Below are 15935 nucleotides of genomic sequence, written 5' to 3'. Positions count from 1 at the left end.
TCGGGTCTCCGGGGTTTGTGTCCACCCGTTCAAGGGTGGAATTCGGTTGGAAATGTATCGGGAAGTTGACCGCCAAAGCTTGCGGTCAGGTCAGTCGAGAGGGCATGCAGGGTGGTCAGGATTTCGGGCAGCCGTTCGTCGCCGGCACGGCCTTCGGGAACGGCAATCGCAATGGTTCCCAGCGCCACCTGATCAATGCCGAATATGGGGGCCGCATAGCCATAGACGCCATTTTCATAGCTTCCGCTGCTGTTCGCCCAACCGGCTTGGCTGATTATCGCGACCCGCTCTTTGATCTTGGCCGGGTCGGTCAGCGTGGTGTCCGTGTATCGCACTTGTTCTTCCTGCCCGAGACGCTCCAGCAAGAAGGATGGCCCAAAGCCAAGCATACAAAGACCTGATGCGGTCGCATTGATCGGAAGAATCTCGCTGGGGTCGAGGCTCACCCGTACGCTGTGGCGGTTCGTTTCGACCACAAGCGCGGTTTGAAGCGAATCCTTTTCAAGCAGCGAAAGATGCAGGCTTTCGCCAACGTCCTGCATCGCGACCTGCATTCGCTGGCGGGCACTCTCGATCCCGGGACGGGCGATCTGGCGCAATGCCGCCAGACGCAGCGCGGCGGGCCCAACCGCGTAGGACTTGGTCATGGGGTTCTGTTCGATCAGCCCGTACTCTTCAAGCGCCCGAAGGTGGCGCAGCGCGGTGGCTTTGTTCAATCCGGACAACCGCGCAAACTGACTCAGCCCAATCTCCGGCCGAGCGTTTGAAAAGTAGTTGAGCATTTTCAGGGCGTTCAGGGCAGTACCCATATGATTCACATCCTCCCGTTAAGGTAATACTTGACAGAACAAGCTTAACAAAGCAACATTATTATTGTTAACGCGGATCAAATAATGAACCACTAACGGGAGGTGTCAATGAAGAAAGTTCTAACAGCCGCAGCGTTTGTTGCTTCTGCAACAGCCGCACTGGCCGAGTATCCAGAGAAGCCGGTCTCTTTTGTCGTTCCGTGGCCCCCGGGCGATCTGGAAGACGTTCTGACACGGATCATCGCGGACGAATTTCAGGCGATGTATGGCGTTCCCGCTGCGGTCGTGAACAAACCCGGCGGTGGCGGCGGCCCGTTCCCCGGCGCTGTCGAAGTGGCAACCGCTCCGGCGGATGGCTATACCATCGGGTCCTTCGTGACGGACGTTCCCATCGGCGGCCCCCAGATCGGCATTCCTGAACTGTCCCCCAACCCGTTCGAGCCGATCGGCATTTTCATGACCTATCCGTTCGTGATCGCATCAGGCAAAGACGCGGCATTCACCAACTGGGAAGAACTGGTCGCCTATGGCAAGGAAAACGACGTGGCGCTGGGTCACTTCGGCTCGTTCCTGCCGCCCACCCAGGTGACCTTTGCCGCCGCGATCAGCTCGGGCTTTGATTTTGCAAGCGAGGCTGCATTTGATGCCCTGGACTGCAACACGCTGGCCTCCGGCGATGTCGATGTGATCAACACCACGTTGCAGCTGATCCTGCCCTGCCTGGACGATGTCAACGTTCTGGCAAGCATTGGCAACGAGCGCATTAGCCTGACACCGGACACGCCAACGGTCAGCGAACTGCACCCCGATCTGAATGTGGCGCTTTGGAACGGTCTGTTTGTACACAAGGACACTCCGGCGGAAGCGCGTGAAAAAATCGCCGCCGCTGCACAGAAGGCGCTGCAGACCGAAAAGGCGCAAAACCTGATCGGTGAGACCGGTGTTCTGATCTATTGGCTGGATGCCGACGCATCAAACGCCCAGATCGCAAGCGATAGCGAAACGATCGGCGCCATCCAGGCCATTGTGGGCGAATAATCGAACCATAGGGTCGCGCGGGCGTTTCCCGCGCGACCTTTTCAGCGGTCAGGGAGGGGACCATGATAGCCAAAACGCTGCAAGACATGTTCAAACGGTACCGCCGCCCCGGCGATGTTGTTTTTGCTTTGGCCTTTCTGGTTTTTGCTGTTTTCCTACTGACTCAATTGGGTGAGCAGACCCAGGTCGTCAAGCGAACCAAGTGGTTTGCACAACCCGGCTTCTGGCCAATGGTCTCGCTTTGGGCAATGGCAATCTTTGCCTTTTTGCACTGGCTCAGCTCGGCCATTTCAGACCGTATTCCAGGGCGCTGGCCCGAAGTGGCGTTTTGGCTGCGGTCCTTTGAATACGTCGCCTATTTTCTGGTCTATGTCGCGATTGTCCCGCTTTTGGGATACCTGCCATCGACCGTTCTATTCGCGGTTTTTCTTGCAATCCGCACCGGGTTCCGGAGCGCCGGGGCCCTTGGCCTTGCGGCGGCGTTCGGTGTCGCGGTGACGGTCATCTTCCGCGCCTTTCTACAGGTCAAAATTCCGGCAGGCGCCGTCTATGAATACCTGCCGGAATCCGTACGCGCCTTTGCGCTGACTTATCTCTGAGGTTCGCCATGGAAACGTTTCTGTCCGGGCTTTCTATTCTGACGCAATGGCAGGTGATTGTTGCCCTTCTGATCGGCTCGATCGGTGGGGTCATCATCGGCGCGCTGCCCGGAGTCGGCGCGGCTGTGGCGATTGCCATCCTGTTGCCCGCTACATTTGCATTTGAGCCCATTGTCGGCCTGACGCTGCTGTTGGGTATTTATGGCTCGTCCATGTATGGCGGCGCCATTCCGGCCATTCTGATCAACACGCCGGGCACAGCGGTGAACGCGCTGACCACCTATGACGGCTATCCGATGACCAAACGCGGACAAGGGCACCGCGCGCTGTCACTGGCCTACTCCGCATCCTTCTTTGGCGGCGTTTTCGCCATCATCTGCCTGATGATCCTGTCTCCGGTTCTGGCGTTGATCGCACCGCATTTCGGCAGCCGCGAGATATTCCTGGCCGCCCTTCTTGGGATCATTCTGGTGATCCTCGCCCACCGCGGACAGATTTTTGCGGCCGGTATGCTGGCGGCCTTCGGTATCTTCCTTAACACCGTCGGGCTTGAGCCGGTCAAATACACCCGCCGCTTTACTTTTGACCAAAGCTGGCTGGCCTCTGGCGTTGACCTGATCGTGGTCGTACTGGGCCTGTTTGCGATCAGTCAGGCGCTGCTGTTGTTGCTGGAAAAGAACCACGCCCCGGGTGAAGCGCATGTCAGCGGCAACATCTTTGCCGGTCTCAAGGAACTGCTGGGCATCAAACGTGTTGCCACCGTGTCCTCGAGTATCGGCGTGTTCATGGGCATGGTGCCGGGCACGGGTGAGTTTACCTCGCAATTCCTGTCCTACACCTATGCGCAAAAGACGTCGAAAGACCCCGACAAATTCGGGGATGGTTCACCCGAGGGGCTGGTGGCGTCCGAGGCCGCCAACAACGCCGTACCCGGCGCGGCCATGATCCCGCTGCTGGCGTTGGGTATCCCGGGCGAGGCGCTGACCGCGATGATGCTGTCGGTGTTCTACGTGCACAACGTCATCCCCGGACCGCAGCTGTTCGAAAACCAGATGGACTTTGTGATGGCGCTCTATATGGCGCTGATCCTGCTGAACGTCATCGTTCTGGTGTTCCTGCTGTTCTCGACCAACCTGCTGCTGAAGATCATCCAGATCCCGACCCGGTTCCTGGGCATCATGATCCTGATCCTGGCCTTTGTCGGCGTCTATAGCTTGCGCAACTCAATCACCGACTGCGCCATTGCCGCCGGATTTGGTGTGTTCGGTCTGATCCTCAAACGGCTGGACCTGCCGATTGTTCCGATCATCCTGGGCATGGTTCTGGGCGGCATCATGGAGGTCAAACTGCGCAGCGCCATGGCTCGGGTCAAATCACCGCTCGATTTCGTCGACCGCCCGATTGCCGCGATCCTGACAGCGCTGATCGTATTGATCCTGCTGCTTCATCTCCGCACGCTGTACTTTGAATTCCGCAACAAGCTGAAACCCGAGCCGACCGCGCTACCGGTCGATTCCGATCACCCCAATCAGCAAGGGTAACCCTGCCATGAACCAATCCGACATTGACGCCCTGCGATCTCAGGTTCTGTCCCCCCGTTCGCACTTCATCGGGGGTCGCTGGATCGCTGCCTCGGAAGGCGGTCACCGGGATGTTCTGTCGCCGGTTGATGGCACGGTTCTGACCCAGATTGCCGAAGGCACTCCGGCGGATATGGAGGCAGCGATTGCCACCGCTCGGGCTGCGTTCGAAGATGGTCGCTGGTCGCGCCAATCCCCGGCCGAGCGCAAGAAAGTACTGCTGAAACTGGCCGATCTGATCGAAAAGCACGCCCTTGAACTGGCAGTTCTGGGTGTGCGCGACAATGGCACCGAGATTACCATGGCCATGAAGGCCGAGCCGATGTCAGCGGCCGGTACGTTCCGCTATTACGCCGAGGCGATTGACAAGGTCTATGGCCAGATCGCCCCCACGGCCGAAAGCGTGTTGGGCCTGATCCATCACGCGCCGGTTGGGGTGGTTGGCGCGATTGTGCCTTGGAACATGCCGCTGATGATCGGCAGCTGGAAACTGGCCCCGGCGCTGGCAACCGGCAACTCAGTGGTGCTCAAACCGGCGGAAAGCGCATCCTTGTCGCTATTGAAACTGGCCGAACTGGCGGCTGAGGCCGGAGTGCCCGACGGCGTGCTGAATGTCGTCACCGGTTCGGGCCGGGTGGTGGGTGAAACGCTGGCGCTATCGATGGATGTAGACATCATGGTGTTCACCGGCTCGGGCGCGACAGGTCGGCGGTTGCTGGAATACTCGGCACGGTCGAATATGAAACGCTGCTATCTGGAACTGGGCGGCAAATCCCCCAACATCGTCTTCAACGACGCCCCGGACCTGAGCGAAGCCGCCAAAGTATCGGCGGGCGGCATCTTCCGCAACGCCGGCCAGATTTGCATCGCCGGATCTCGCCTGCTTGTACAAGAGGACATCCACGACGAATTTGTTGCCGAACTTGTCAAACATGCCGAAGCGATGCGCGTCGGCAACCCACTGGACCTGGACACGCAAATTGGCGCGGTTCATTCACTGCCCGAACTGGACTCCAACCTGGAATTCGTCGCCAGGGCCGAGGCCGAAGGCGCCGAGCGTCGCACAGGTGGCGGCCGCATTCTTGAGGAAACCGGCGGTTACTATATGGCGCCGACCGTAATGACCAAAGTGAAGCCCACCGACAACCTGTTCCAGAACGAGGTGTTTGGCCCGGTTTTGGCCGTGACGCCCTTCAAGGACGAGGACGAGGCGATACAGTTGGCCAACTCCACGGTCTACGGTCTGTCCTCGGGGGTGTGGACGTCGAACCTGAGCCGCGCGCACCGTATGATCGCGGGAATCCGTGCGGGCGTCGTGCACGTGAACACCTATGGCGGGTCTGACTTGACCGTTCCGCTGGGTGGCATGGGGCAGTCGGGCAATGGGCATGACAAATCCCTTCATGCGTTTGAGAAATACCTCGATCTGAAAACCGCATGGATAAAACTCTGACCAAGGGCCAACCGCATGACGCTTCCCCCGAAATCTGCCGAGCTTGTTGAACGCCGGGCCAAGCTGCTGGGCCCGAATGTTTCGACCTTTTACGATGAGCCGCTTCATATCGTGAAGGGTGAAGGTGTCTGGTTGTGGGACGCGGACGGTCGCAAATACCTGGATTGTTACAACAATGTGCCACATGTCGGTCACTGCAACCCGCGCGTGGTCGACGCGATCTGCCGTCAGGCGTCGACGCTCAACACCCATACCCGCTATCTGCACGACGGTATTCTGGACTATGTCGAGAAACTGACCGGCACGATGGATGCCTCGCTGGACACAGCCATCCTGACCTGCACCGGGTCCGAAGCAAACGACATCGCCCTACGCATGGCCGAGGGCATGACCGGCAAGCGCGGCATCATCGCCACGGATGCGACCTATCACGGCAACACCTCTCTGGTCAGCCAGCTGAGCAAGTCGAACGTGCCGACCGTTGGCTTTGGTCTGGATCAGTATTTCCGGTTTGTGGAAGCCCCTGACAGCTATCGCACCCCGGACCCGGACGGCCGCAAGTTTGCCGATGCCGTGGCCGAACAGATCGCCGAGCATGAGAAGTCAGGCATTGGGTTCGCCGCCTTGGTGGTCTGCCCATACTTCCTGAACGAAGGCTTCCCCGACCATCCCGACGGCTGGCTGAAACCTGTGGCCGAAGTGGTGCACAAGGCCGGTGGCCTGCTGATCTGTGATGAGGTGCAATCCGGCTTTGGCCGCACTGGCACCCATATGTGGGCGCATCAGAAAATGGGCGTGGTGCCGGATATCATGACAATGGGCAAACCGATGGCCAATGGCCATCCAGTGGGCGGCGTGGTGACGCGCAGCGAAGCCCTGACCACGTTTCGCAAGGGCTATCGGTACTTCAACACGTTCGGCGGCAACCCGGTCTCATGCGCCGCAGCCATGGCGGTGCTGGAAGAGATTGAGGACAAGAACCTTGTCGCCAATGCCAAGGTGGTGGGCGATCATGCCCGCGCCCGCATGTCGGCATTACAGCAGAAATACGATTTCATCGGTGACGTGCGCGGCTCGGGCCTGATTTTCGGGGCCGAAATGGTGCTGGATCGTCAAAGCAAGGAACCGGCCAGCGAGTTCACCGATCGGGTGATCAATGCGATGCGGCACCGGGGGATCATCCATTCCAAACTGGGCCGCCACAAGAACACGCTCAAGATCCGGCCACCGATGCCGTTCTCGAAAGAGAATGCCGATCTGCTGTTTGACACACTGGACGAGGTTTTGGCCGAAACCCCGCTGACCTTATGACCCGGATTGTCGAGCAAGCCCTGACCCTTTGGGGCATGGACGACGCTGAATGGTCTCTGGTCGCAGCCCGTGAAAACCATGTCTATCGGGTTCAGACCGGCGGGAAAAGCTTTGCCCTGCGCCTGCACCGTCAGGGGCTGCATTCGGACGCCGCCCTGCGGTCCGAGTTGCAGTGGGTTATCGAGCTTGGCGCCAAGGGCGTCGGTGTACCCACGCCTGTGCCGGCCAAGAACGGACGCTATCTGCATCTGCTGGACGGCATTCAGGTCGATATGCTGGACTGGCTGTCCGGTCGCCCGCTGGGATCGACCGAATCCGGGATCGACCATGACGACCGCACCGGGATATTCCGGGCCCTCGGACGCGAGATGGCAAAGCTGCACGAGACCAGCGATGCCTGGACCCGGCCAGATGGCTTTGCGCGTTGGTCCTGGGACCGTGCCGGGCTGCTGGGCGATGCCCCTCTGTGGGATCGATTTTGGGAGAACCCCACGCTTTCGGACGAGGATCGTGCCCTGTTCGCCGCGTTTCGCGATACAGCGAACAGCCACTTGCAACAGATCGAAAGTCAGCTGGATTTTGGCCTGATCCACGCCGATCTGGTGCGCGAAAACGTGATGATCCACGGCGAAAAGCTTTGGTTGATTGACTTCGACGATGCGGGGTTTGGGTTCCGCCTGTTCGACCTCGCCACAACAATGCTGAAAAACCTGCGCGAGCCGGACCACGACGCTCTGCAAGAGGCTCTGCTTGAGGGATATCGGTCAGAACGAGCGCTCGACACTAAGCATCTCGATCTGTTCATGGCCCTGCGCGCGGTCACGTATGTCGGCTGGATATCGTCCCGGATGGACGAAGATGGGTCACAGGCACGCAATACGCGGTTCATTGAAACCGCCCGGGGACTGCTGACGCACTACCTCGGATAACACGCATGGACGGGAGGAAACCAATGACCAACAAAACGATCCTGCTGATTGGGACATACGACACCAAAGACCCCGAGATGCGGTTCATCGAGGACGCCGTACGGGCGCAGGGCGCAGATGTACTGACAATGGATGTGTCCGTTCTGGGCGACCCGGAGACGCCGACCGATATCTCGAAACACGACGTCGCCGCCTCCGAAGGCATGTCCATCGACGAGGTGATCGCGCTGGGGGACGAGAACAAGGCGTTCCGTGTCATGTCTGCCGGGGCCGCGAAAGTAGTGGCAAAGGCCTATGCCGATGGCCGGTTTGACGGAATGTTGGCCACTGGCGGCACTATGGGCACCGACCTCGCGCTGGATTGCGCGCAGGCTCTGCCGATGGGGGTGCCGAAATACATCGTCTCAACCGTCAGCTTCTCGCCGCTGATCCCGCCGCATCGGCTGGCCCCCGACATTCAGATGATCCTGTGGGCCGGGGGGCTGTACGGTATGAATTCAATCTGCCGGTCCTCGCTGGCTCAGGCCGCAGGGGCCGTGGTCGGCGCCGCCAAAGCCGCCATCGCGCCGGATCGCAGCAAACCTCTGATCGGCATGACCAGCCTTGGGTCGTCCTGCCTGCGTTACATGAAAACCCTGAAGCCAGCATTGGAAGAGCGCGGCTTTGAGGTCGCAGTGTTCCACTCGACCGGCATGGGCGGCATGGCCTTCGAGAAACTTGCCGCCGAGGGCGCCTTTGCCTGCGTGATGGACTTCTGTATGCAGGAGTTCGGCAATTTGCTGGCAGGCTCCGTTGTCTCAAGCGGAGAGGATCGCGTAACCAACGCCGGGCGTGTTGGCACGCCACAGATGGTCGCCCCCGGGGCGCTCGACCTGCTGGACTTTGCGGGCTGGCAAGAGATACCCGATCAATATGCAGACCGCCCCTTTCACGAACATAACCGCCTGATCAAAAGCTCGGTCTTCAACGGCGAGGAACGCCGGGCCTGGATAGGAGAACTGGCAAACCGGCTGGAGGCAGCAACCGGGCCGGTTCATTTCTTCCTGCCGGTGCAAGGCGTCGAGGCATGGGACAAGGAAGGCGAGGAAGCCCATGACCCCGCAGCCCTTGCAGACATGGTCGACGAAGCCCGCAAGGTCATGCCGGGCCGGGTGCCGATGACCGAACTGGATGCGCACATCAATGACGCTGCATTTTGCGACGCCGTTTTGGCTCAATTCGATAACTGGGTCGAGAACGGAGTTGTCAGCAAAACCTAGCAGACGTTCATGCACGTGTTGGTCGGAATCCAGCGCTCCTTCAACTGACCAGATAGAGGCTGCGGAGCACCGAAAGGTGCCCCGCCCCGTCACTCTCATTCAGCCGGATAGCCAAGCATATCATTTTCGTTGGCGGATTCACCGGTTTTGGCTTCTTCGATATCCCAAGGCTCAACGATCAGACCTTCGTCGTTGAAGCGAAAGATATCCATGTACCCGATGCTCAGATCGCCTTCGACCGACAGATCGGTCATTTTCGAATGGACCCGAACAATGTCCCCCATGGCGATCGTTTTGGCGAATTGGGTTTCACAGCGTATTCCCTCGGCCGACACGCAGTCTTCAACCGCAGAGGTATCTGCTTGCGCCACAGGTACACGTCCGCGTCAGGCGGGCATTGCCGGATCATGAGCGGATCCAGCTTTTACGGTCCGGCGACGTGGATCTGGTACGGACCCCCGAGCTCAAGACACTGGAAACCGACATCAATCAGCGTTCTGGAAGATGATCAGGATGTGGCTTACTTCGATGCATCGCAACGCACAGCCCCGGACAGTCTCGAGAGTTATTGCGCTGCGGATCACACGATCATGTCGCCCTGCGCGACCGGAAAAACAAGCGTTGATCAGATTTAGGCAGAGATGGGCCAATCCCACCACATCGCCGTCAGACTGCCTGGTTTTCCAGCATCACGACTGTTTTGACCGGCTCGAACATGGTTGCATTGATACCTGTGCGGTTGCGGGAACCCACTTTTCCCGGCTCGCTTACTGGGCCCCTGCCCTTCGCGACAGCGGCAGAAACGAATTCCTGCATCTGGCATGTGCAATCAGATGCCACTGAACGTCACATCTGGATGCGCTGGCAGTTTCAACTTCACTCAGAGACCAAGTAACCGCGATTCGACCGGCTGGGCATGATTCCGGCCCGCAGTTGAAATTCGGTCGAAACAAGTGGCCGAACTTGCCGCCAATTTCAGCTCAGCCTTCGCCACAAAGACTTTAGCGCCTTAGACCTACTCCTTGGAGCATCCCGGAAGTCATTGTTAATAAAGGGATGCGCGTTTCAATTTTGCCGCAACTCGGATTTTCGTTGACTTTTGTTTCAAATGAAACGACTTTGTTGCAAATGCAACAATATGTCTAACCTCGGCTAAATTGACCGAGTTCAGGCAGCATCGCACCTTTGGAGGTTACACATGGCCAAGGCATTCGCGTCCCAGGGGGACATGTCGGAAAAGAAGATCTCGTTTACCGAGGTCGGCGAAGGCCTGTATGCCTTCACGGCCGAAGGCGATCCGAATTCAGGCGTGATCATCGGCGATGACAGCGTGATGATTGTCGAGGCGCAGGCCACACCGCGTCTAGCCAACAAGGTGATCGAATGCGTGCGTTCGGTGACGGACAAACCCATCACCCATGTGGCGCTGACCCACTATCACGCGGTCCGCGTGCTGGGGGCCAGTGCTTTCGGCGCACAGCAGATCCTCATGTCCGACATGGCGCGTTCGATGGTCGTGGAACGCGGCAAAGAAGATTGGGACAGCGAATTCCAACGCTTCCCCCGCCTGTTCGAAGGGCATGAGAGCATTCCCGGACTGACCTGGCCCACCACCACCTTCAGCGACACGATGACCGTTTACCTTGGAAATCGCCGGGTCGACCTGATGCATCTGGGCCGCGCCCACACCGCAGGCGATATCGTCATCCACGTGCCGGATCAGAACGTCATGTTCACCGGCGACATCGTCGAATACCACTCGGCCTGCTATTGCGGTGACGGGCATTTCAACGATTGGGGCGATACGCTGGACCAGATCAAATGGTTCGATGTCGACGCCATCGCACCGGGTCGCGGGGACGCCTTGGTCGGCAAGGACATGGTCAACGCCGCCATCGAAAAGACCCGCAATTTCGTCGAAAGCACCTACCGCCCGGCGGCAAAGGTAGCGGCCCGTGGTGGGTCGCTGAAAGAAGCCTGGGACGCCGTGCGTGCCGAATGCGATCCGAAATTCGCCGACTACGCGATTTACGAGCATTGCCTGCCCTTCAACGTCGCCCGTGCCTATGACGAGGCCCGCGGTATCGACACCCCCCGCATCTGGACCGCCCAGCGCGACCTTGAAATGTGGGAGGCCCTGCAGGGCTAAGGCAACCAGCCCGGCCGTTTTGGCCGGGCGTCCAAGCGAAACGAAACGCGCGCAGCCAGAGGACAATACCGATGTTCGATGATAGATACACGCTTGCCTACAAGCGCTATCCCTATAAGAAATCGACCGATCAAGACGCCACAACACCGGCTCGCCACCCCGTGGTGGTGATAGGCGGTGGCCCGATCGGCGTGGCAACCGCACTTGATCTTGGCCGTCAGGGCATTCCAACACTGGTGCTGGACGACCACGAAGGCGTCGGCATGGGGTCCCGCGCGATCTGCTTTGCCAAACGCTGTCTTGAGGTTGCCGGCCGCTATGGCTGCGGCAAACCGATGGTCGACAAAGGGGTGGTATGGAACCTCGGAAAGGTCTTTCACAAGGACGACCAGGTTTTCGAGTTCAACCTGCTGCCCGAAGAGGGCCACGAATACCCGGCCTTCATCAACATGCAGCAACCCTATTACGAAAGCTATCAGCTCGACCGCTTTGAAGAGCTGCAGGCGCAGGGCGCACCGATTGAAATCCGCGGCAAGAACCGCGTGGACGCGGTCGAAGTGCACGACGATCACGTCACCTTGTCGATCATGACGCCGGATGGCCCCTATACGCTTGAGGCCGACTGGTTGATCGGGTGCGACGGGGCCTCGTCACCGCTGCGCACGATGCTGGATCTGGATTTCACCGGCAAAGTGTTTCAGGACAGTTTCCTGATTGCCGACATCAAGATGAAGAACGACAGCTTTCCGACCGAACGCTGGTTCTGGTTCGAACCGACCCACGGATCGGGTGCGTCCACCCTGCTGCACAAACAGCCTGACGATGTCTGGCGCGTGGATTTCCAGATCGGCTGGGACGTCGACCGCACCGAAGAGATGAAAGAGGAAAACATCCGCCGCCGTCTCGACGCGTTCCTGGGTGAAGGTGTCGAATATGATATGGTCTGGTCCTCGATCTATACCTTCCAGTGCAAGCGCATGGACAGCTTCCGCCATGGTCGCGTGTTCTTTGCCGGGGACGCAGCGCATCAGGTGTCACCCTTTGGCGCACGCGGCGCAAACTCGGGCATGCAGGATGTCGATAACCTCGGCTGGAAACTGGGTATGGTGATGCGCGGTGAAGCCCCTGAAAGCCTGCTGGACACATATAACGTCGAACGCATCCACGGCGCGGATGAGAACATTCTGAATTCGACTCGTTCGACCGATTTCATCACCCCGAAATCCGAAACAAGCCGCCTTCTGCGCGATGCCGTGCTGTCGCTGTCCGATAAGTACGAATTTGCGCGCCCGATGGTGAACTCCGGTCGCCTGTCGGTGCCCTGCACCTATGACGGCTCACCACTCAACTCGGCAGATGCTCTGGATGGCCCCGCGCGGTCACGCCCCGGCTCGGTATGCCCGGATGCACCGCTGGGCGACGATTTCCTGCTGTCCAAACTGGGTGACAAATTCATCCTTTTGACCATCGATGCCGATGCCCCCGACATGATCGAGGAAGACGGCGTTCAGGTCACGCGCCTGGCCCTTTCGGTCAAGGATGACAAAACCGGCGCCCTGAAAAAGCGGTACCTCGGCGATGCCGACAGCGCGGTTTACCTGATCCGCCCGGATCAGCACGTGGCCGCCCGCCGCCCCAGCTTTGACGAAAATGCAATCCGCGCCTCGATCCGGCGCACAGTCGGCAAGGAGTAAGCCCCATGACTGACTTGATCCTGACCCCCAACATCGATGGCGTCGACGATTTCTATGCCGAGCTTCTGGCCGCCCATGACGGGCTGGAAAAAGACCAAAGCGACGCACTCAGTGCCCGCCTGATCCTCATCCTTGCCAATCACATCGGCGAGCGCTCGGTTCTGACCGAGGCGATCAAAGCCGCCGAAATCTAACACTTCCTAGGGAGGAGATTATGAAATTGAATCTGCAAACCCGCGCCCTCGCCTGCGTTGGCGCAACAACCATCGCCCTGTCGCTTGCAACAAGCGCAATGGCCGAAACCACCCTGGCCCTGTCCAGCTGGCTGCCACCGCGCCACCCGATCGTGGCCGGCGCAATCAAACCCTGGGCCAAACAGGTTGGAGAGGTCACGGATGGTCGGGTAACTGTCCGTGTTCTGGCCAAACCTCTGGGGCCGCCGCCTGCGCATTACGACATGGCCGCCGACGGTATTGCCGACATCACCTACGGCCTGCATTCCTTTACCACGGACGACCGTTTCACACGTTCGCGGATCGGCCAGTTCTCTTTCATCGGCGATGACGCCGTTGCTGGTTCCAAAGCGTTCTGGAATGTTTACGCCGGTCCACTGGAAGCGCAGAAAGAGCATGAAGGTACCAAGCTTCTGGGACTGTTCGTGCATGGCCCCGGCATGTTGCACAACAACGTCCGCAAGATCGAAACGACTGATGATTTTGCCGGTCTGAAGATCCGTGTTCCCGGCGGCTATATTTCCGATCTGATGTCAGGCATGGGCTCCACGACGCTCTTCATGTCTTCGGGTGAGGTTTATGAGAAACTGTCTCGCGGTGTGATTGACGGGGTGACCTTCCCCTATGACGCCCTTGCCGCCTTCAAGCTGACCGAGGACGTCAAATACACGATGAAAGTGCCCGGCGGTCTCTATAACACGACCTGGTTCATGGTCATGAACGAGGGCAAGTGGAACGAGATTTCCGCAGAGGACCAGGCTGCGATCGAAGCAATCTCGGGCGAAGCCTTTGCCACCCTGGTTGGCGAGGCCTGGGTTGGTGCCGACGAAAAAGGCAGCGCTGCTGCTGAAAAGGCCGGGATTGAAGTCTATGACGCACCAGCCGCTGTCGTTGAAGCGATCAAGTCTCAGGCCGCTAACGCCGAAACAGCGTGGTCCGAAGCAATCTCGGCGGATGGCTATGACGGAACAGCAGCCCTGCACGAACTGCGCAAGCAGTCTGGCGTGGACTTCTGATCCATGGAGCGGCTTCGCCATCGTTTCCCCGACCAGCCCCCGGAAGAGGGGCTGGATATCGGGCTGCTGCTTGACAGGTCGCTTGGTGTCGGCGCCGCTTTGATCCTGTTCTGCCTCATTCTCATTACCTGTGTGGATGTGATCGGGCGTTACTTTTTGAATGCACCACTGGCTGGTGCATTCGAGCTTACCGAAATTCTGCTTGCAGCTTTAGTCTTCCTGGCCCTGCCCCTGACGACAGAGCGGCGCGAACATATCGAAGTCGACTTGCTCAACATGGCCCTCGGCAAACATGCCCAGCGTTTTCTTACCGCCTTTGCCGGGCTTTTTTCCGCGGCCCTTTTGGCCACCTTCGCCTGGCGGTTGTTTACCCATGCGGCCAAGGCGGCCCATGACGGCGCGGTCAGTAACGCGCTGGAGGTTCCGCTGGCCCCCTTTGGCTACCTGGCTGGCGTGTCCTGCATGGTCTCGGCCTTCATCGCCTTTCTGCGCGGCCTGCAACCGCCGAAAGAGCGCGACACCAACCGAACCCCTCCGGAGGCTCTGCCATGATTGAATCGCTGATCGGTTTTGCCGTCCTCCTCGGGCTGATCCTTTTGCGGGTGCCGATTGCCTTTGCCATGGCAGCAGTTGGCGGGTTCGGCTTTGCCTATATGCGCGGTTGGGAGCCCGCCTGGGCGATGACCGGCCAGGTGGCATTCGACACCGCGCTGTCCTACAGCCTGTCGGTCATTCCTCTCTTTATTTTCATGGGCAACGTGCTGGCCGGGTCCGGCGTGGCGCATGGCCTGTTTGCAGGCGCTGACCGGCTGTTCGGCAAGCTGCGCGGCGGTCTCGCCATGGCATCGGTCTTTTCTTGTGGTGGCTTCTCCGCAGTGTGCGGGTCCTCGCTGGCGACGGCTGCAACCATGTCCAAGGTGGCGATGCCCTCGATGCGCAAGTTTGGCTATGATGACAAGCTGGCCACAGGGTCAATCGCGGCGGGCGGCACGCTGGGTATCCTGATCCCGCCCTCGGTGATCCTGATCATCTATGGGCTGTTGACCGAAACCAACATCGCCAAACTGTTCATCGCCGGGATCATCCCGGGCATTATCGGTGTGGTGCTGTATCTGGGTGCGGTAATGGTGGCGGTCCGCGTGAACCCGGCGCTGGCGCCGGAGGAAGAAAACACCGAACCGATGAGCCGTACTGATCTGGTTGGCGTCTTCTGTGTGCTGGGCCTGTTCCTGTTCATCATGACCGGCATCTATGGCGGGTTCTTCACGCCGACCGAAGCCGCGGGCATGGGCGCAGGCGCATCGGTGCTGATCGCTGTGGCCTTGCGGTCCATGACCTGGGGCGGATTCTTTGCCGCCACGATGGATTCCATCCGAGCAACCGCGATGATCTTCGCTGTCATCATCGGGGCCGAGCTGTTCACCAATTTCATCAACTTCGCCGGTCTGCCCGATGCGCTGTCCAGCTTTGTGATCGACAACGAAATGCCGGTCTGGGCCGTGATCGTGTTCATCATTCTGGTCTACATGGTGCTTGGCTGTGTGCTGGAAAGCCTGTCGATGATCCTGCTGACGGTGCCGGTATTCTATCCGCTGATGTTCGAGTTGGAGTTTGCCAACGAACTGTTGCTCGACCCCGAAAACGCGCTGATCTGGTTCGCCATCGTCGTTGTTGTCGCAACCGAGATCAGCCTGATCACACCCCCGGTCGGCATGAATGTCTTCGTACTGAAAGGCGTTCTTCAGGACGTGTCGCTAGCGACCATCTTCAAGGGCGTCCTGCCCTTCTGGATCGCTGACATCCTGCGGCTGGCCTTGCTCATCCTCATTCCCTCACTGTCGCTCTGGCTTGTGGGGCTGATGTGA

15 protein-coding genes are annotated in these 15935 nt (G+C 59.2%); 13 read left to right on the top strand and 2 right to left on the bottom strand.

What is annotated here, in order from left to right; genetic code table 11:
• Window positions 1-29 precede the first annotated feature (29 nt).
• Complete coding sequence (locus tag GOX88_RS21345; RefSeq protein WP_170406806.1) at window positions 30-809, bottom strand: IclR family transcriptional regulator; 780 nt, start codon at window positions 807-809, stop codon at window positions 30-32.
• A 108-nt stretch (window positions 810-917) separates the two neighbouring features.
• Between GOX88_RS21345 and GOX88_RS21340 the strand changes: the two genes are divergently transcribed.
• From GOX88_RS21340 to GOX88_RS21310, 7 genes are all read left to right on the top strand, one after another.
• Window positions 918-1847, top strand: a complete 930-nt coding sequence (locus tag GOX88_RS21340; protein WP_170406803.1) for a tripartite tricarboxylate transporter substrate binding protein — start codon at window positions 918-920, stop codon at window positions 1845-1847.
• A 62-nt stretch (window positions 1848-1909) separates the two neighbouring features.
• Window positions 1910-2446 carry a tripartite tricarboxylate transporter TctB family protein gene (locus tag GOX88_RS21335; RefSeq protein WP_170406800.1) on the top strand — a complete coding sequence of 179 codons (537 nt, stop codon included), beginning with the start codon at window positions 1910-1912 and terminating at the stop codon, window positions 2444-2446.
• Between the two features lie 8 nt (window positions 2447-2454).
• Window positions 2455-3987 (top strand): tripartite tricarboxylate transporter permease, encoded by a 1533-nt coding sequence (locus tag GOX88_RS21330; RefSeq protein WP_170406798.1) that lies wholly within the window; start codon window positions 2455-2457, stop codon window positions 3985-3987.
• A gap of 7 nt (window positions 3988-3994) precedes the next feature.
• Complete coding sequence (locus tag GOX88_RS21325; protein ID WP_170406796.1) at window positions 3995-5479, top strand: aldehyde dehydrogenase; 1485 nt, start codon at window positions 3995-3997, stop codon at window positions 5477-5479.
• 15 nt (window positions 5480-5494) lie between these two features.
• Window positions 5495-6790, top strand: coding sequence for an aspartate aminotransferase family protein (locus GOX88_RS21320; protein ID WP_170406793.1), 1296 nt, complete (start codon window positions 5495-5497; stop codon window positions 6788-6790).
• On the top strand, window positions 6787-7719 hold the full coding sequence (locus GOX88_RS21315; RefSeq protein ID WP_170406790.1) for a phosphotransferase enzyme family protein: 933 nt from the start codon (window positions 6787-6789) through the stop codon (window positions 7717-7719). The genes GOX88_RS21320 and GOX88_RS21315 overlap by 4 nt, the downstream gene beginning before the upstream one ends.
• Before the next feature lie 23 nt (window positions 7720-7742).
• Window positions 7743-8978 (top strand): Tm-1-like ATP-binding domain-containing protein, encoded by a 1236-nt coding sequence (locus GOX88_RS21310; RefSeq protein WP_170406787.1) that lies wholly within the window; start codon window positions 7743-7745, stop codon window positions 8976-8978.
• 95 nt (window positions 8979-9073) lie between these two features.
• On the opposite strand, the gene GOX88_RS21305 is transcribed toward GOX88_RS21310, so the two are convergent.
• The gene (locus GOX88_RS21305; protein WP_170432226.1) at window positions 9074-9349 is read right to left on the bottom strand and encodes a hypothetical protein; all 276 of its coding nucleotides are present in this window, start codon (window positions 9347-9349) and stop codon (window positions 9074-9076) included.
• Window positions 9350-10176: 827 nt separating this feature from the next.
• Here GOX88_RS21305 and GOX88_RS21295 point away from each other — a divergent pair.
• The 6 genes from GOX88_RS21295 (at window position 10177) to GOX88_RS21270 (ending at window position 15935) form a co-directional block, all read left to right on the top strand.
• Window positions 10177-11127, top strand: a complete 951-nt coding sequence (locus GOX88_RS21295) for an MBL fold metallo-hydrolase (RefSeq protein WP_170406778.1) — start codon at window positions 10177-10179, stop codon at window positions 11125-11127.
• A 71-nt stretch (window positions 11128-11198) separates the two neighbouring features.
• Window positions 11199-12821, top strand: coding sequence for an FAD-dependent oxidoreductase (locus GOX88_RS21290; protein ID WP_170406775.1), 1623 nt, complete (start codon window positions 11199-11201; stop codon window positions 12819-12821).
• 5 nt (window positions 12822-12826) lie between these two features.
• Window positions 12827-13015: a DUF2783 domain-containing protein gene (locus tag GOX88_RS21285; RefSeq protein WP_170406772.1), complete on the top strand. Its 189-nt coding sequence runs from the start codon at window positions 12827-12829 to the stop codon at window positions 13013-13015.
• Between the two features lie 20 nt (window positions 13016-13035).
• The gene (locus GOX88_RS21280) at window positions 13036-14070 is read left to right on the top strand and encodes a TRAP transporter substrate-binding protein (RefSeq protein WP_170406770.1); all 1035 of its coding nucleotides are present in this window, start codon (window positions 13036-13038) and stop codon (window positions 14068-14070) included.
• Between the two features lie 3 nt (window positions 14071-14073).
• Window positions 14074-14622, top strand: coding sequence for a TRAP transporter small permease (locus GOX88_RS21275; RefSeq protein ID WP_254436324.1), 549 nt, complete (start codon window positions 14074-14076; stop codon window positions 14620-14622).
• Window positions 14619-15935 (top strand): TRAP transporter large permease, encoded by a 1317-nt coding sequence (locus GOX88_RS21270; protein ID WP_170406767.1) that lies wholly within the window; start codon window positions 14619-14621, stop codon window positions 15933-15935. The genes GOX88_RS21275 and GOX88_RS21270 overlap by 4 nt, the downstream gene beginning before the upstream one ends.

The organism is Ruegeria arenilitoris (assembly GCF_013030985.1).
GTDB lineage: Bacteria > Pseudomonadota > Alphaproteobacteria > Rhodobacterales > Rhodobacteraceae > Ruegeria > Ruegeria arenilitoris_B.
The sequence above is the reverse complement of the archived record's forward strand: the minus strand, read 5'-3'. Positions and strand labels throughout refer to the sequence as shown.

What these genes read in the sequence shown, in the direction of transcription:
- GOX88_RS21335 (WP_170406800.1), top strand. Translation starts at nt 1,910, where the DNA reads ATGATAGCCAAAACGCTGCAAGACATGTTCAAACGGTACCGCCGCCCC.
- GOX88_RS21310 (WP_170406787.1), top strand. Translation starts at nt 7,743, where the DNA reads ATGACCAACAAAACGATCCTGCTGATTGGGACATACGACACCAAAGAC.
- GOX88_RS21320 (WP_170406793.1), top strand. Translation starts at nt 5,495, where the DNA reads ATGACGCTTCCCCCGAAATCTGCCGAGCTTGTTGAACGCCGGGCCAAG.
- GOX88_RS21340 (WP_170406803.1), top strand. Translation starts at nt 918, where the DNA reads ATGAAGAAAGTTCTAACAGCCGCAGCGTTTGTTGCTTCTGCAACAGCC.
- GOX88_RS21325 (WP_170406796.1), top strand. Translation starts at nt 3,995, where the DNA reads ATGAACCAATCCGACATTGACGCCCTGCGATCTCAGGTTCTGTCCCCC.
- GOX88_RS21275 (WP_254436324.1), top strand. Translation starts at nt 14,074, where the DNA reads ATGGAGCGGCTTCGCCATCGTTTCCCCGACCAGCCCCCGGAAGAGGGG.
- GOX88_RS21315 (WP_170406790.1), top strand. Translation starts at nt 6,787, where the DNA reads ATGACCCGGATTGTCGAGCAAGCCCTGACCCTTTGGGGCATGGACGAC.
- GOX88_RS21295 (WP_170406778.1), top strand. Translation starts at nt 10,177, where the DNA reads ATGGCCAAGGCATTCGCGTCCCAGGGGGACATGTCGGAAAAGAAGATC.
- GOX88_RS21330 (WP_170406798.1), top strand. Translation starts at nt 2,455, where the DNA reads ATGGAAACGTTTCTGTCCGGGCTTTCTATTCTGACGCAATGGCAGGTG.
- GOX88_RS21270 (WP_170406767.1), top strand. Translation starts at nt 14,619, where the DNA reads ATGATTGAATCGCTGATCGGTTTTGCCGTCCTCCTCGGGCTGATCCTT.
- GOX88_RS21285 (WP_170406772.1), top strand. Translation starts at nt 12,827, where the DNA reads ATGACTGACTTGATCCTGACCCCCAACATCGATGGCGTCGACGATTTC.
- GOX88_RS21290 (WP_170406775.1), top strand. Translation starts at nt 11,199, where the DNA reads ATGTTCGATGATAGATACACGCTTGCCTACAAGCGCTATCCCTATAAG.
- GOX88_RS21280 (WP_170406770.1), top strand. Translation starts at nt 13,036, where the DNA reads ATGAAATTGAATCTGCAAACCCGCGCCCTCGCCTGCGTTGGCGCAACA.
- GOX88_RS21345 (WP_170406806.1), bottom strand. Translation starts at nt 809, where the DNA reads ATGGGTACTGCCCTGAACGCCCTGAAAATGCTCAACTACTTTTCAAAC.